Below are 15443 nucleotides of genomic sequence, written 5' to 3' on the forward strand. Positions count from 1 at the left end.
TGATCCCTGCGAGCGGGCCCGTGTCCCACACGCCCCTTCTCAGCGTCCGCGGGCTCTCCAAGAGCTTCGCCGGGCACCAGGCCCTCGCGGGGGTCGACTTCACCCTGCGCCGGGGGGAGATCCACGCCCTGCTGGGCGAGAACGGCGCCGGCAAATCGACCTTCATCAAGACCGTGACCGGAATCGTCCGGCGCGATGCCGGCGAGGTCCGGCTCGACGGCGGGCCGATCGCGCCGCGCTCGGCCGAGGAAGCGGGCCGGGCCGGCATCGCCACGGTCTACCAGGAGGTCGGCCTGCTGCCGAACCTCACCGTGGCGCAGAATCTCTTTCTCGGCCGCGAGCCGACCCGGTTCGGCCTCGTCCGCGCCCGGGCGATGCGGCGGCGCGCGGCCGCGCGGCTGGCCGAGTTCGGCCTCGCGATCGATGTCGGGGCGCCGCTCGGCAGCTATCCGGTGGCGGTGCAGCACCTCGTGGCGATCGCCCGGGCGGTGGACCTCTCGGCCCGGGCGCTGATCCTCGACGAGCCGACCGCGAGCCTCGACGCGCACGAAGTCGCGGTGCTGTTCGGCGTGATGCGCCGGCTGGCCGCGCAAGGCATCGGCATCGTGTTCGTGACCCATTTCCTGGAGCAGGTCTACGCCATCACCGACCGGATCACGGTCCTGCGCAACGGCCGGCTGGTAACCGAGCGCGAGACCGCGGATTTCCCGCGCCTCGATCTCGTGCACACGATGCTGGGGCGCGACCTCGCCGAGGAAGAGGAGCGGGTGGAGACGGGGCCGGGGGGCCGGCGGACTAAGGCCGGGCCGCCGGTCCTGCGCGCGGAAAAACTCGGCAAGGCCGGCTATCTCCGGCCCGTCGACCTGTCGGTGGCGGGCGGCGAGGTGGTGGGCCTCGCCGGCCTCCTCGGCTCCGGGCGGACCGAGACGGCCCGCCTGCTGTTCGGCGCCGAGCGGCCGGACCAGGGCCGCATCCTCCTCGACGGGAAGCCCACCCGGATCGCCGGCCCCCGGGACGCGCTGCGCCACCGCCTCGGCTACTGCCCGGAGGAGCGCAAGACCGACGGCCTCGTCGCCGACCTGACCGTGCGGGAGAACATCGTGCTGGCTCTCCAGGCTCGGAAGGGCCCGTTCCGGCCCCTCGGCCGGGCCGCGCAGGACCGGATCGCCCGCGCCTTCATCGCCAAGCTCGACATCCGCCCGCCCGATCCGGAGCGGCCGATCGGGCTCCTGTCCGGGGGCAACCAGCAGAAGGCGCTGCTGGCGCGCTGGCTCGCCACCGAGCCGCGCCTGCTGATCCTCGACGAGCCGACCCGGGGCATCGATGTCGGGGCGCACGCGGAGATCATCCGGCTGATCCGGAGCCTGTGCGACGCCGGCCTCGCCCTGCTGGTGATCTCGTCCGAGCTGGAGGAGATCGTGACCTATTCCGACCGGGTGATCGTGATGCGCGACCGCGCCCAGGTGGCCGAACTCGCCGACGGGGCGATCGACGTCACCGCCATCCTCCGGGCCATCGCGGCGGAAGCGCCTGCGGTCATGGCGGAGTCCGTCTGATGCGCGCGCTGCGCGCCGGGGCGCCCCAGCTCCTCGCCTTCCTGGCCGTGCTGCTGGCCGACCGGCTGGTCGCACCGCAATTCCTCGACGTGCACTGGCAGGACGGGCGCCTGTTCGGCAGCCTGATCGACGTGTTCAACCGCGGCGCCCCGGTGGCACTCCTGTCGCTCGGCATGGTGCTGGTGGTGGCCACCGGGGGCATCGACCTGTCGGTGGGCGCCGTGATGGCGATCGCGGGCGCCGTGGCGGCGAGCCTCGCCGACAGCCAGCCCCTGCCCCTGGTGCTCGCGGCGGCTTTGGCCACGGGGCTCCTCTGCGGGCTGTGGAACGGCCTCCTAGTGGCGGTGCTGCGCATCCAGCCGATCGTCGCCACCCTGATCCTGATGGTCGCGGGCCGCGGCATCGCCCAGCTGATCACCAAGGGGCGGATCGTCACCTTCGCCTCGCCCGACCTCGCGTTTCTCGGCGGCGGCGCGCTCTTGGGGGTGCCGATGCCAGTGGTGCTGGCCCTCGGGATGCTGCTCGTGACCCTCGCGCTGGTGCGCGGCACGGCTTTCGGCCTGATGATCGAGGCGACCGGCGGCAACGCGCGGGCGAGCGCGCTCGCCGGCATCGACACACGCGCGGTGACGCTGGCGGTCTATGTCTGGAGCGGCTTCTGCGCGGCGCTGGCGGGCGTGGTCGCGGCGGCCGACATCCTGGGAGCGGACGCCAACAATGCCGGGCTGTGGCTCGAACTCGACGCGATCCTGGCCGTGGTGGTGGCGGGCTCGTCGCTCCTCGGCGGCCGGTTCAGCCTGTGGCTGGCGGTGCTCGGGGCCTTCCTGATCCAGGCGATGAACACCGGGATCCTGCTCTCCGGCCTGCCGCCGGAACTCAACCTCGTGGTCAAGGCCGCGGTGGTGCTGGCGGTGCTCCTGCTGCAATCGCCGCGCCTCGCGGGCCTGACCCTGCTGCTGCGGAGCCCGCGATGAGCCGCAATCTCCCGGTCCTCGTCGCCGCGCTCCTGTTCGCGGCGGGCTACGGCCTGTGCGCGACGCAGTACCCCGCCTTCCTGACCACCCGGGTCGTCGGCAACCTGCTCACCGACAGCGCCTTCCTGGGCATCGTGGCGGTCGGCACGACCTTCGTGATCATCGCGGGCGGCATCGACCTCTCGGTCGGCTCGGTGGTGGGGTTCACCACGGTGTTCCTGGCGCAGGCCATCCAGCGCTGGGGGATCCCGCCGCTCGCCGCCTTCGGGATCGTGCTCCTGGCGGCGGCCCTGTTCGGAGCCGCGATGGGCGCGCTGATCCACGTCTTCGACATGCCGCCTTTCATCGTGACGCTGGCCGGAATGTTCCTAGCGCGGGGCGCCGGCTTCCTGATGTCCACCGAGTCGGTCCCGATCGACGCGCCCCTCTACGGCGCGGTCTCCGACCTCGCCTTGCACCTGCCCGGCGGCGGCCGGCTGACCCTGACGGCGGGGGTGATGCTGGCCGTGTTCCTGGCGGGCGGGGTGCTGCTCCACGCGACCCGCTTCGGCGCGAGGGTCTACGCCCTCGGCGGCAGCCGCCAGACGACGGTGCTCATGGGCGTGCGGGTCGGGCGCAACATCGTGGCGGTTTACGCCCTGTCGAGCCTGCTCGCCGCGCTCGCCGGGATCGTGTTCTCCCTCGACACCGCCTCGGGCACGCCGCTCTCGGCGGTGGGGGTGGAACTCGATGCGATCGCGGCCGTGGTGATCGGCGGCACGCTGCTGACCGGCGGCCAGGGCGGCCTGCCGGGCACCTTCCTGGGGGTGATGATCGGCGGCCTGATCCAGACGGCCATCACCTTCGACGGCACCCTGTCGAGCTGGTGGACCAAGATCGCCACCGGCCTGCTGCTCTTCGCCTTCATCGCGCTCCAGCAGGGCTCGGTGGCATTGGCCGGGCGCTCGGGCCGGCGGGGCCGGGCTGCCGCCAGCGCACCGGCTGTCCGCCCGACGAAGGTCCGGGCCTGAGGCGCAGCCTTCCGCGGCCGTTTGCCAGGACTGGCGCTCCCGATCTGCGAGGCACCCACCCTCCCCCATCTGCGGGCTACAAGATTCACACATCTCTGGCCGGGGCGCGCTCTCCTACCCTTGTGGGGAGGAGTTTGGGAATCGCAGATCCCGCGTGGGGGTGGTGCCGGATGAGGCGCGGTGGTTCCTTCTGAACCAACCCCCACCCCTATCCCATCCCCATAAGGAGGAGGGGAAAAGCGCCCACCCTTCAATGTGTTAGCCCCAAGCCGAGATGTGTGGATCCGTAGCTCAGCGGGGGGGCCAAGACGCGCGGTGCCCGTCGTGGCATCCCGGCCCGTGGCCCTGCCATCGCGTGACAGCCTAAAGATTTTCCCGTCAGCCCGGCCTATGGTCCCCGCCCGCATCGTCCTGCGACGGAGGAAGAGACCGGAATGCCCCTCACCAGCGACATAAGCGGCGTCGTGCCGATCGCCCCGACGCCGTTCCACCCGGACGGCCGGATCGACGAGGCCTCCCTCGACCGCATGACCGACTTCTTCGGTGCCGCAGGGGTCGACGGGCTGACGATCCTCGGCCAGCTCGGCGAAGCCGGAAAGCTCGACCACGCGGAGGGGATCGCGGTGGCCAAGCGCGTCCTCGGGCGCACCCGGCTGCCGGTGATCGTCGGCGTCACGGCGCCGGGCTTCGCGGCCATGCGCTCCCTCGCCCGGGAGGTGATGGATCTCGGCGCGGCCGGCGTGATGATCGCCCCGCCCAACACCCTGCGCACCGACGATCAGGTGGTCGGCTATTTTCGGAATGCCGCCGAGGCGGTGGGCCCGGACGTGCCGTTCGTGCTGCAGGATTATCCCCTCACCTTCTCGGTGCAGATGAGTCCGGCGGTGATCCGCCGGATCGTGTCCGAGAACGCGTCCTGCGTGATGCTCAAGCACGAGGACTGGCCGGGCCTGGAGAAGATCTCGACGCTGCGCGGCTTCGAGCGTGACGGATCCATGCGCCACATCTCGATCCTGGTCGGCAACGGCGGCCTGTTCCTCGATTTCGAGACCGAGCGCGGTGCCGACGGGGCCAATACCGGCTACGCCTTCCCGGAGATGCTGGTCGATGTGGTTCGCCTGGGCCGGGCGGGCGAGCGCGACGCCGCCCATGACCTGTTCGACGCCCACCTCCCCTATCTCCGCTACGAGCAGCAGCAGGGTCCGCTGGGGCTCGCGGTGCGCAAGTACGTGTTCATGCGCCGGGGGATTTTTTCATCGGACGCGCAGCGCAAACCCTCGCAGGCGCTGACCGCACAGGCGAAGGCCGAGGTCGAGTACCTGCTGGCGCGCCTCGCCCGCACCGACGGCCGGGCGCGGCTGGAGGGCTGAGGCCAGGCCTCCCTCCGCATGGGAGCGGGTTGGAGCGAAGGTGCCGGTTCGTCTCGCTCCGTCACCGCCTCGGCGGCCTCACGCCCCCGCCTTGCCCTCCGGCTGCGGCGCGACCCGGTCGCCGTCGCGCAAGGACGCCGGCGGCCCCACCACGACCCGCTCGTCCCCGGTGAGGCCGGAGCGCAGCTCCAGGGCCGAGCGGGTCTGTCGGAAGATCGTGACCGGGCGCATCCGCGCCACCGCGCGCCCGTCCGATTCTGTCTCGACCACCGCCACCCGGGTCCCGTTCTGGTCGAAGATCAGGGCGTCGTTCGGCACCGTCACGGCCGGCGAGACCCGCGGGATCTCCAGCGTGATGGTGATGTAGAGGCCCGCCCGGAGGAGCCCGTCCGGGTTGGGGATGTCGACCTGCGTCACCAGGATCCGCGCCGCGGAGAGCAGCGTCGTCGAGGAGCGCGAGACCTTCCCGGGGAAGACCTTGCCGGGGATCTGCGCCACCTCGATCCGGGCGTCGAGCCCGTCGCGGACGCCGTCGGCGGCGTAGAGCGGCACGTTCACCGCCATGCGCAGCACGTCGTCCCGCGCCAGCATCAGGAGCGGCGCGCCAGTGTTCGTGTCCGCCGTGACCGCGTCGCCGACATCGTTGTTGCGGGCCGTCACCACCCCGTCGAAGGGCGCGCGGATCTCCTCGAAGCCGGTCAGGACCTTGAGCCGGGCGACCTGCGCCTCCTGCGCGGCGATATTGGCCTCCGCGACCTTGACGGCGGCCTTGGCGGCGTCGACGTTGGCGGTCTGAGCCAACACCCCGGCCTGGGACGTGTCGGCGTTCTGCCGGGTCTCGATCCCCGTACCGGCGAGCGTCGAGGTCCGGCGGTTGGTCACGTCCGCGAGGTGGCGGTTGGCCTCGGCCTGGTCGACCATCGCGCGCGCCTGGATCAGCGCCGCCTGCAGCTGCAGCACCTGCGACTGCGCCTGGACAAGCTGCTGGTCGAGGTCGGGCGCGCTGATCCGGAACAGCAGGTCGCCCTTCCGCACATGCGTGCCGATGTCGACCTTGCGCTCGACGATGTAGCCGGTCGCCCGCGGGTACAGGCTCGCCGTGTCGAAGGCCTGCGTCGTGCCGGTCTGGGTCAGGCTCAGGGGACCGGAGGCCCGCACGGCCCGGGCGACCCGCACGCTCGGCGGCTTCGTCTCGACGGCCGGCGGCGGGCTCGCCGCCCGGGACTGTTCCGGCCAGTGGCGGTAGCCGAGGAACCCGGCGCCCGCCAGCGCGAGCAGGACGAGCCACAGGCGGCCGCCCGAAGCGGAGCCGCGGGCTTCCCCCGCAGCTGAACGATCCGCGTCCGCCATCCTCGCCCCCGGGTCGCGCCGCGCGTCGAAGTCCGCGTCGGCGCGTGCCGACCGGAACGCGTCCAGCGCTGTATTCAATGCATAGACGACGCGCGGGCTCCGGGCGAGATGCCGCAGCGCGGGATGCGGGCCGTTCCCGGATCCTCCGAGCCCGCCCCCGGTTACCCTGCAAAACTCCAGGGACCGACCCGTAATGACCGAGATCTCCAGGCGCGCCGTCATCGCGGCCGCCGGCGGCGCCATGGCAGCGTCCTCCGCGGCGGCGCAATCCGCTCTTCCGGTCGCGCCCGAGCGCGGCGGCAAGGGGGCCGACATCCTGGGCCCGCAGAACCGCCCCCGGGCCGCCGAGGAGCCCTTCACCCTGGCGCCGCCCGCCACCGACCACGGCACCATGCCGAACCTGAAATGGTCGTTCGCGGACAGCCACATGCGGCTGGAGAAGGGCGGCTGGGCGCGCCAGACCACGATCCGCGAGCTGCCGGTCTCGAAGGCCATGGCGGGGGTCAACATGCGGCTCAAGGCCGGCGTGGTCCGCGAGATGCACTGGCACAAGGAGGCCGAGTGGTCCTACATGATCAAGGGCAAGGCCCGGATCACCGCGATCGATCAGGACGGGCGCACCTTCGCGGACGACGTCGGCGAAGGCGACCTCTGGTACTTCCCCGGCGGCATCCCGCACTCCATCCAGGGCCTCTCGGCCGACGGGGTGGACGGCTGCGAGTTCCTGCTGGTGTTCGACGACGGCGGCTTCTCGGAGGATTCCACCTTCCTGCTGACCGACTGGCTCGCGCACACGCCGAAGGACGTGCTCGCCAAGAACTGCGGCCTGCCGGAGAGCGCGTTCGCCAATGTCCCCGAGAAGGAGCTCTACATCTTCCCCGGCCCCATGCCGGGGCCGCTCGCGGCCGACAGGATGGGCGGCTCCGGGCCGGTGCCCAAGACCTTCAGCCACCGGATGCTGGCGCAGGAGCCGCTGCGCACGAAGAGCGGCAGCGTGCGCATCACCGATTCCATCGTGTTCCCGGCCTCGACCAACATCGCCGCCGCCCTCGTCGAGGTCGAGCCCGGGGGCCTGCGCGAGCTGCACTGGCACCCCAACAGCGACGAGTGGCAATACTACCTCTCCGGCCGGGGGCGGATGACGGTGTTCGGCTCGGAATCGAAGGCCCGCACCTTCGACTACCAAGCCGGCGACGTGGGCTACGTGCCCTTCGCCATGGGCCACTACATCGAGAACACCGGCGACACGGTGCTGACCTTCCTGGAGATGTTCAAGAGCCCGCGCTACGCCGACATCTCGCTCACGCAGTGGCTGGCGCTGACCCCGCACCCCCTGGTGCAGGCCCATACCGGGCTGGATCCGAAGCAGGTCGACGCGCTCTCTCCGGTGAAGGCGCCGGTCGTGCCGGGTTGACGCGCCCCGGAACTTGGCCCGACCCTGGCGCGTCGATCGCTTGTAGTCGGATCGATCATCGCACGGAGAGACTCATGCGCGCCGCGTCCCGCGCGCTCCTCGCCCTGGCGCTCGCCCTCCCGGCGGGGGCGGCCTCGGCGCAGGTGCAGCAGAACGACCCGAACGCCGCCAACGCGTCGTTCGCCCTGCAGAGCCAGATCCGGACCCTCAACCAGCAGCGGGTGACGGACTTCAACACGCTCAACCAGACGATCCAGCGCAACGTCCAGTTCGATCCCTACGGCTACGGACCCTATGTGCCCTACCGGGGTGTCCGTGTGGGCCGCCATGTCGGCCGCCACGGGATCGCGCGGCGGGGCGGCGGCGGAGTCAACACGAGCGTGTGCATCGGCTGCTGAGCGGCGTGGACCGCTGCGAACTCCGGGCGGAGCGGGGAAAGCCCGAAAAAAGCCTTTCCCCGCCGACAGGCTTCACCCAGAAGCTATGCCCATGGTGGCGTGCGCATGAACATCCTGCTGATCGGCTCCGGCGGCCGCGAGCACGCCCTGGCCTGGCGACTGGCCCAGAGCCCCCTCTGCACCCGTCTGTTCACGGCGCCGGGCAATCCCGGCACGGCCCGTCACGGGACCAATCGGTCGGACCTCTCCGTCACGGACCACGCCGCCGTAGCGGCCTTCTGCGCCGCGGAGTCGATCGGCCTCGTGGTCGTCGGACCTGAGGCGCCCCTGGTCGCCGGTCTGGTGGACGACTTGAAGGCCGCCGGGATCCGCGCCTTCGGGCCGACCCGCGACGCCGCCCGGCTCGAAGGCTCCAAGGGCTTCACCAAGGATCTCTGCGCCGCCTGCGGCATCCCCACGGCCGCCTTCGCGCGCTTCACCGAACTGGAGCCGGCGCTGGCCTATACCCGGCAGCAGGGCGCCCCGATCGTCGTGAAGGCCGACGGGCTCGCCGCCGGCAAGGGCGTCACCGTCGCCGAGACCCTGGATCAGGCCGAGGACGCGCTGGCCGCCCTGTTCGAGGAGCCGGGTGCCGAGGTGGTGGTCGAGGAGTGCCTGTTCGGCGAGGAGGCGAGTTTTTTTGCACTCTGCGACGGCACCCGGGCGATCCCGCTCGGCACCGCGCAGGACCACAAGCGCGTGTTCGACGGCGACCGCGGCCCGAACACCGGCGGCATGGGCGCCTATTCCCCGGCCCGGGTCGTCACCCCGGAGATCGAGGCCCGGGTCATGGCCGAGATCATCGCGCCGACGCTTGCCGGCATGCGGGCGCGCGGCTGCCCGTTCACCGGCATCCTCTATGCCGGCCTGATGCTCACCGCCGACGGCCCCAAGCTGATCGAGTACAACACCCGCTTCGGCGACCCCGAGGCGCAGGTGCTGATGCCGCGCCTGTCCTCCGACCTCGTGCCGGCGCTGCTCTCGGCCTGCGAGGGCGATCTCTCGGGCGTGAGCCTGGAATTCGACGCCCACCGGGCCGCGCTCACCGTGGTGATGGCGGCGGCGGGCTATCCGGGGGCCGTGGTCCGGGGCTCGGTCATCCGCGGCGTCGACGCCGCCGAGGGCGACGGCGTGTTCGTCTTCCAGGCCGGCACCCGCGCCGAGGACGGGCAGTTGCTGGCCGATGGCGGCCGGGTCCTGGCGGTCACGGCCTTGGGCGACAGCGTCACGGATGCCCAGGCCCGCGCCTACGCGGCGGTGGCCCGGATCGACTGGCCGGAGGGGTTCTGCCGGCGCGACATCGGGTTTCGCGCGGTGGCGCGGGAGGCGGGCGGCGAGGGCTGAGCGTCTGCGCCCTACTCCCCCACCGCCGCCCCGGCCGGCCTCCGGTTGTCGTTGGCGCCGTAGAGCAGGCCCGGCCGCATCCGCTCCGTGCGCGAGGCGTCGTTGCCCGAGGAGGCCGCCTCGGGAAGGATTGGCGCGGCGGCGCGGACCGCGATCAGCTCCTGCGCGCCCCAGGGCTTCTGCTCGACGATCGTGTGACCCATGCCCCGCAGGATCTCTCTCGTGTCTGCCGAGAGCGCGAAGGGCTCGGCGTAGACCGTGTCGGGCAGCCACTGGTGGTGGATGCGCGGGGCGTCGACCGCCTCCTGCGGCTCCATGCCGAAATCCAGCATGTTGATCAGCGTCTGCGCGTTGATCGTGATGATCCGCGAGCCCCCCGGCGAGCCCGCCACCAGCGCCACCTTGCCGTCGCGCAGCACGATCGTGGGCGCCATGGACGAGAGCGGGCGCTTGCCGGGCGCGATCGCGTTCCTCGTCCCCTGCACGAGGCCGAACAGGTTCGGCACCCCGGTCTTGACGGTGAAGTCGTCCATCTCGTCGTTCAGGAAGAACCCCGTGTCGCCGGCGATCACCCCGGCGCCGAAATAGCCGTTGATCGTGTAGGTCAGCGCGGCCGCGTTGCCGGCCCGGTCCATCACCGAGATGTGGGTGGTCTCGGCCCGCTCCCGGGTCTCCAGGCCCGGATCCGGCCGGATCTCCGCTGACGGAGTCGCCCGGTCGGGCCGGATCGAGGCCCGGAGCGTCTCCGCGTAGGCCGGCGACAGGAGCCGGGTCACGGGGTTATCCACGAAGGCCGGGTCGCCCAGCAGCAGGTTGCGGTCGGCGTAGGCGCGCTTCATGGCCTCGACCATCAGGTGCACGCTCCGGGCGGCGTTGAACCCGGCCGCCCGGAGGTCGTAGCCGTCGAGGATGCTCAGGATCTCGCACAGCGTGGTGCCGCCCGACGAGGGCGGGGGCGCCGACAGGATCGTGACGCCCCGGTAGCGGCAGGTCAGCGGCTCGGACTGCGTGACCGTGTAGGCGGCGAAGTCGGCCGCCGTGAGGAGGCCGCCGCCCGCGCGCGACGCTGCCTCCACGGCGTCCGGGATCGCGCCCTTGTAGAACGCGTCCGCGCCGTGGTCGGCGATGGCCTGGAGGGTGCGGGCGAGATCGGCCTGGACCAGCCGGTCCCCGGGCCGCCAGGGCGTGCCGTCCGGGCGCAGGAAGATCCGCGCGACGTTTCCTTGCGTGGCGAACAGCTTGGTGCCGGATTCGAGGATGTCGGTGTCGCCCCGGGTCAGCACGAACCCGTCCCGGGCGAGCCGGATCGCCGGCGCCATGACCTGGGCCAGCGGCAGGGTGCCGTATTCGGACAGCGCGGTGTTGAGGCCCAGCACGGTCCCGGGCACGCCGGCCGCCTTCCAGCCGCGCAGGCTCGCGCCCTTCACGACGTTGCCCGAGGCGTCGAGATACATGTCCCGGCTCGCCGCCGCCGGGGCCGTCTCGCGGAAGTTGATGAAGCGGCTGCGACCGTCGGCGGCGTGGAGCACCAGGAAGCCGCCGCCGCCGATGTTGCCGCAGCACGGGTTCACCACCGCCTCGGCATAAGCCACCGCCACCGCGGCATCGACGGCGTTGCCGCCCGCCTTCAGGATGTCGGCCCCCACCTCCGAGGCGAGGCGCTGGGACGAGACCACCATCCCGTTCTCGCCCTCCACGGCCGGTCCCGAAGCCGCCCGGGCCGGCGGGCCGCCGAGGAGGAGGAGGGCGGCCAAGAGCAGCGCGCGTGCCGGTGCGATCATCCCTGCCCTCTCCGGTGCGGGTTCCGCGCCGCCATATAGGGCGGGCGGAATGATTCGCGCGTGCCCGACCCTTCACATGCGCGACCGCATCCTGAGGCGCCGGAGCGCAGCGGAGGCCTCGAAGGAGCCCTCCAGCCAGCCGCGCGACCCCTGGAGCCCACCTCGGAGGCTGCTGCGCTGCACCTCAGGATGAGGGGAGCGAAGGGAGGTGAGGGATCTGGCCGATCCGCCTCACTCGGTTTCGCTTGAACGCTCCGGGTGAGGTGCCCCTCTCCGTCATCACGAACGTAGCGCAGCGACCCAGGGCAGCGCGACATGAGGAGACGTGGCGCTGCTGGATTGCTTCGCTCCGCTCGCAGGGCCGGCGGCGCCGCCGGCCTCAGCCGTTGCGGAACGTATAGCTGTAGCCGTTCAGCGCCGGCGCGCCGCCGAGATGGGCGTAGAGCACCTTCGCGCCCTTCGGGAAGAAGCCCGTCTTCACGAGGTCGATCATGCCCTGCATCGACTTCCCCTCGTAGACCGGATCGGTGATCATCCCCTCGAGCCGGGCCGAGAGACGGATCGCCTCCACGGTCTCCTTTGAGGGCACGCCGTAGACCGGGTAGGCGTAATCCTCGTTGAGCACCACGTCGTCGGCGACGATGTCGCCCACGCCGACCAGCGCGGCGGTGTTCTGGGCGATGTCGAGGACCTGGGCCTTGGTCTGGGCCGGGGTGCAGGAGGCGTCGATGCCGATGACGTTGCGGGCGCGCCCGTCGGCGGAGAAGCCCACCAGCATGCCGGCATGGGTCGAGCCCGTCACCGTGCAGACCACCACGTAGTCGAAGCGCAGACCCATCTCGGCCTCCTGCCTGCGCACCTCCTCGGCGAAGCCGACATAGCCGAGCCCGCCATACTTGTGCACCGAGGCGCCGGCCGGGATCGCGTAGGGCTTGCCGCCCTCGGCCTCGACCTCGGCGAGCGCCCGCTTCCACGAATCGCGGATGCCGATGTCGAACCCGTCATCCACGAGCTGTGTCTGCGCGCCCATGATCCGCGACAGGAGGATGTTGCCGACCCGGTCGTAGACCGCGTCCTCGTGGGGCACCCAGGCTTCCTGGATCAGCCGGCACTTCATCCCGATCTTGGCGGCCACCGCCGCGACCATGCGGGTGTGGTTCGACTGCACGCCGCCGATCGACACCAGCGTGTCGGCACCGCTCTTGATCGCGTCCGGCACGATGTATTCGAGCTTGCGCAGCTTGTTGCCGCCGTAGGCGAGGCCGGAATTGCAATCCTCGCGCTTGGCGTAGAGTTCGACCTCGCCGCCGAGATGGGCCGTCAGGCGCTTGAGGGGCTCGATCGGCGTCGGGCCGAAGGTCAGGGGATAGCGCTCGAACTTGTCCAGCATCGGGTCTCTCCGGGTCTCGGGGCGCCCCCGGGGCAGCAGCGGTCGCGGTCCGCCCGGGTGCGTCGAAGCGAGGCCTCGGCGACGGCCCGGCGCGAGGCCCGGCTCCGTCTTCGAGGCGCAGGAAAAGCTATCCGATTCGCGATGAAAGGTGCTCTCGATCTTTCGGATTTGATATCCGATGACTTGCGCCGCTGATCCTTTTGGCTGCAGATAGTTCCAGCTCGCGGGCATTTTCCGAAAGAATCATCCATGTCCGCAGGGCTCGACCGGATCGACCAGAAGATCCTCCGTCTCCTCCAGACGGACGGACGCATGGCGAATGCCGAGATCGCCGAGCGGGTCGGCACCAGCGCGGCCACCTGCCACCGCCGGATCCAGCGCCTGTTCGCGGACGGGTTCGTGCGGGCGGTCCGGGCCCTGATCGACCCGATGCGGGTCGGGCGCGGCACCCTGGTCTTCGTCGGCGTCGTCCTCGACCGCTCGACGCCCGAGAGCTTCTCCGAGTTCGAGGCGGCCGTACGGGCGATCCCCGTGCTCCTCGACTGCCACCTCGTGGCCGGCGATTTCGACTACATGCTGAAGATCCGCGTCTCCGACATGGCCGACTTCAACCGCCTCCACAGCGCCACGCTGATCGGCCTGCCGGGGGTGCGCCAGACCCGGACCTTCTTCGTGATGAAGGAGGTGATCGACAACGCGCCCCTCGATCTGTGAGGCCGCCTACCCCTCCCCGCGCCGCGCCTTCCGCAGCGCCTCCCACCGTTCGAGGCGCTCGGCCAGCCTTGTCTCGTAGCCGCGCTCCGTGGGCGCGTAGAGGTGCTGGCGCCCCAGCGCGTCGGGCCAGTAATCCTGGCCCGAGAAGGCGTCGGGCTCGTCGTGGTCGTAGCGGTAGCCCTCGCCGTAGCCGATCCGCTTCATCAGCTTGGTCGGGGCGTTGAGGATCGTGCGCGGCGGCGGCAGGGAGCCCGCCTCCTTGGCCAACCGCGTCGCGGCCTTGTAGGCCTCGTAGACGGCGTTCGATTTCGGCGCGCAGGCGAGGTAGATCGCCGCCTGGGCGAGGGCCAGCTCGCCCTCGGGGCTGCCGAGGAAGTCGAACGCGTCCTTGGCGGCGTTGGCCACCACCAGGGCCTGCGGGTCGGCGAGCCCGATATCCTCCACCGCCATGCGCACCAGCCGGCGGGCGATGAACAGCCGGTCCTCGCCGGCATCGAGCATCCGGCAGAGGTAGTAGAGCGCCGCGTCCGGATCCGAGCCGCGCACCGTCTTGTGGAGCGCCGAGATCAGGTTGTAGTGGCCCTCCTGCGCCTTGTCGTAGATCGGCGCGCGCCGCTGCACGATCTCCTGTAGCGCCTCGGCGTCGAGGGTCTCGCCGGGCCGGGCCGAGCGCCAGACCTCCTCCGCGAGCGTCAGGGCCGCCCGGCCGTCGCCGTCGGCCATGCGGACCAGCACGCCGCGCGCCTCCTCGGTGAGCGGCAAGGCTTGGCCGGTCAGCGCCTCGGCCCGGACCAGCAGCCGCGCGATGGCGCCCGGATCCAGCGCCCGGAACAGCAGCACCCGGGCGCGGGACAGGAGCGCGGCGTTCAACTCGAAGGAGGGGTTCTCCGTCGTCGCGCCCACCAGCGTGACGGTGCCGTCCTCCATCACCGGCAGGAAGGCGTCGAGCTGCGCCCGGTTGAACCGGTGGATCTCGTCCACGAACAGCAGGGTCCCCTGCCCGCTCGCCCGACGCTTGCGGGCGGCCTCGAACACCTTGCGCAGGTCGGGCACGCCCGAAAAAATCGCCGAGATCTGCTCGAAATGCAGGTCGGTGCCCTGGGCGAGCAGCCGCGCCACCGTGGTCTTGCCGGTGCCGGGCGGTCCCCAGAAGATCAGCGAGCCGAGGCTGCGTCCCCGCAGCAGGCGGGTGAGCGCACCGCCCTCCCCGGTCAGGTGCTCCTGGCCGACGACCTCGGTGAGGGTCTGCGGGCGCAGCCGGTCCGCCAGCGGGCGGGCGGCCTCGGCGCCCGGAGGGCGGCCGGGATCCGGCGCGGAGGGCGGCTCCGCGGAGGCGAACAGGTCGGACATCCGCGCATCAACACCGGGCGCGGCCGGGCGCGCAAGCCGGGCGCCGGAGCTTGCCCACGGTCACGGGCCGGGAGTCGGACCTTTCGGGCTCAGCCGCCGAATACCGAGGTCAGGATCTCGCCGTTGCGGTTGATCGCCACCTCCCAGGAATTGAGGCTGTTGCGGGTGGCGCGATCGAGATCCTTGGTGGTCGGAACCGGCATGCCGTTGACCGAGAGGATCACGTCGCCTTTCTGCAGACCCACGCGGGCGGCGATGGAGTTGTCGTCCACCGCCTGCACGGCCACGCCCTCGGCCGGGAAGTCCACCTGCATCTCCTCGGCCACCGCCGGCGAGGTGTTGACGAGCGTCGCCCCCAGGAAGGGCGAGCGGGTCTTCACCTTGAGCACGTCGCGCGGGCGCGTCTCCGGGGCCGGGGCGAGCTTGACCGAGACTGTCTGACGGGTCGTGCCCCGCAGGATCCCGAAGCGGGTCTGGCCCTGCACGCCCTTCAGGGCGAAGCGGTAGCCGAAGGCTTCCGGGTCGGCGACCTCCTGGCCATCGACCGTGAGGATCAGGTCGCCGCGCTTCAGGCCTGCCTCCTCGGCCGGGCTCTTGGACTGCAGGCTCGCCACCAGCACGCCGGTCGGGTGGTCGAGGCCCATGCTGTCGGCGATGTCGGGGGTGACGCTCTGGATGCGCGCGCCGAGCCAGGGCCGGCGCACGACGTTCGCCCCGTCGCGGGCGGCGTCGACCACCGCCTTGACCATGCCC

Annotated in this window: 13 protein-coding genes (1 of these 13 running past the window's edge); 8 read left to right on the forward strand and 5 right to left on the reverse strand. The window is 71.5% G+C overall.

What is annotated here, in order from left to right; genetic code table 11:
- Positions 1-20 precede the first annotated feature (20 nt).
- The 4 genes from MMSR116_RS01850 to MMSR116_RS01865 all read left to right on the forward strand — a co-directional run bounded on the left by MMSR116_RS01850 (position 21) and on the right by MMSR116_RS01865 (position 4910).
- A complete protein-coding gene (locus MMSR116_RS01850; RefSeq protein WP_010686419.1) occupies positions 21-1556 on the forward strand; it encodes a sugar ABC transporter ATP-binding protein in 1536 nt (511 codons plus the stop codon).
- A complete protein-coding gene (locus tag MMSR116_RS01855; protein WP_010686420.1) occupies positions 1556-2530 on the forward strand; it encodes an ABC transporter permease in 975 nt (324 codons plus the stop codon). The genes MMSR116_RS01850 and MMSR116_RS01855 overlap by 1 nt, the downstream gene beginning before the upstream one ends.
- Positions 2527-3540 (forward strand): galactofuranose ABC transporter, permease protein YjfF, encoded by a 1014-nt coding sequence (gene yjfF, locus MMSR116_RS01860; protein WP_010686421.1) that lies wholly within the window; start codon positions 2527-2529, stop codon positions 3538-3540. Before MMSR116_RS01855 ends, yjfF begins: the two co-directional genes overlap by 4 nt.
- A gap of 434 nt (positions 3541-3974) precedes the next feature.
- The gene (locus tag MMSR116_RS01865) at positions 3975-4910 is read left to right on the forward strand and encodes a dihydrodipicolinate synthase family protein (RefSeq protein WP_010686422.1); all 936 of its coding nucleotides are present in this window, start codon (positions 3975-3977) and stop codon (positions 4908-4910) included.
- Between the two features lie 78 nt (positions 4911-4988).
- On the opposite strand, the gene MMSR116_RS01870 is transcribed toward MMSR116_RS01865, so the two are convergent.
- A complete protein-coding gene (locus MMSR116_RS01870; RefSeq protein ID WP_039894473.1) occupies positions 4989-6260 on the reverse strand; it encodes an efflux RND transporter periplasmic adaptor subunit in 1272 nt (423 codons plus the stop codon).
- A 193-nt stretch (positions 6261-6453) separates the two neighbouring features.
- Here MMSR116_RS01870 and MMSR116_RS01875 point away from each other — a divergent pair, with 193 nt between their 5' ends.
- The 3 genes from MMSR116_RS01875 to purD all read left to right on the forward strand — a co-directional run bounded on the left by MMSR116_RS01875 (position 6454) and on the right by purD (position 9455).
- Positions 6454-7674 carry an oxalate decarboxylase family bicupin gene (locus MMSR116_RS01875; RefSeq protein ID WP_039894443.1) on the forward strand — a complete coding sequence of 407 codons (1221 nt, stop codon included), beginning with the start codon at positions 6454-6456 and terminating at the stop codon, positions 7672-7674.
- Positions 7675-7748: 74 nt separating this feature from the next.
- Entirely contained in the window at positions 7749-8072 is a 324-nt protein-coding gene (locus tag MMSR116_RS01880) for a hypothetical protein (RefSeq protein ID WP_010686425.1), read from the forward strand.
- Positions 8073-8177: 105 nt separating this feature from the next.
- On the forward strand, positions 8178-9455 hold the full coding sequence (gene purD / locus MMSR116_RS01885) for a phosphoribosylamine--glycine ligase (RefSeq protein WP_010686426.1): 1278 nt from the start codon (positions 8178-8180) through the stop codon (positions 9453-9455).
- 11 nt (positions 9456-9466) lie between these two features.
- Here the strand turns inward: purD and ggt are convergent, their stop codons facing one another.
- Positions 9467-11236, reverse strand: coding sequence for a gamma-glutamyltransferase (gene ggt / locus MMSR116_RS01890; protein WP_010686427.1), 1770 nt, complete (start codon positions 11234-11236; stop codon positions 9467-9469).
- Between the two features lie 379 nt (positions 11237-11615).
- On the reverse strand, positions 11616-12626 hold the full coding sequence (locus MMSR116_RS01895) for a 1-aminocyclopropane-1-carboxylate deaminase (protein ID WP_010686428.1): 1011 nt from the start codon (positions 12624-12626) through the stop codon (positions 11616-11618).
- Positions 12627-12875: 249 nt separating this feature from the next.
- On the opposite strand from MMSR116_RS01895, the gene MMSR116_RS01900 reads away from it, so the two are divergent.
- A complete protein-coding gene (locus MMSR116_RS01900) occupies positions 12876-13340 on the forward strand; it encodes an Lrp/AsnC family transcriptional regulator (RefSeq protein ID WP_010686429.1) in 465 nt (154 codons plus the stop codon).
- Between the two features lie 6 nt (positions 13341-13346).
- Here the strand turns inward: MMSR116_RS01900 and MMSR116_RS01905 are convergent, their stop codons facing one another.
- The gene (locus MMSR116_RS01905; RefSeq protein WP_010686430.1) at positions 13347-14690 is read right to left on the reverse strand and encodes a replication-associated recombination protein A; all 1344 of its coding nucleotides are present in this window, start codon (positions 14688-14690) and stop codon (positions 13347-13349) included.
- A gap of 89 nt (positions 14691-14779) precedes the next feature.
- A protein-coding gene (locus MMSR116_RS01910; protein WP_010686431.1) for a Do family serine endopeptidase crosses the window boundary here: on the reverse strand, positions 14780-15443 show its 3' portion. The gene runs 785 nt beyond the window's last position; the window shows 664 of its 1449 coding nt (coding positions 786-1449); its start codon lies beyond the right edge, outside the window; it ends in the stop codon at positions 14780-14782.

The organism is Methylobacterium mesophilicum SR1.6/6, assembly GCF_000364445.2.
Lineage (GTDB): Bacteria > Pseudomonadota > Alphaproteobacteria > Rhizobiales > Beijerinckiaceae > Methylobacterium > Methylobacterium mesophilicum_A.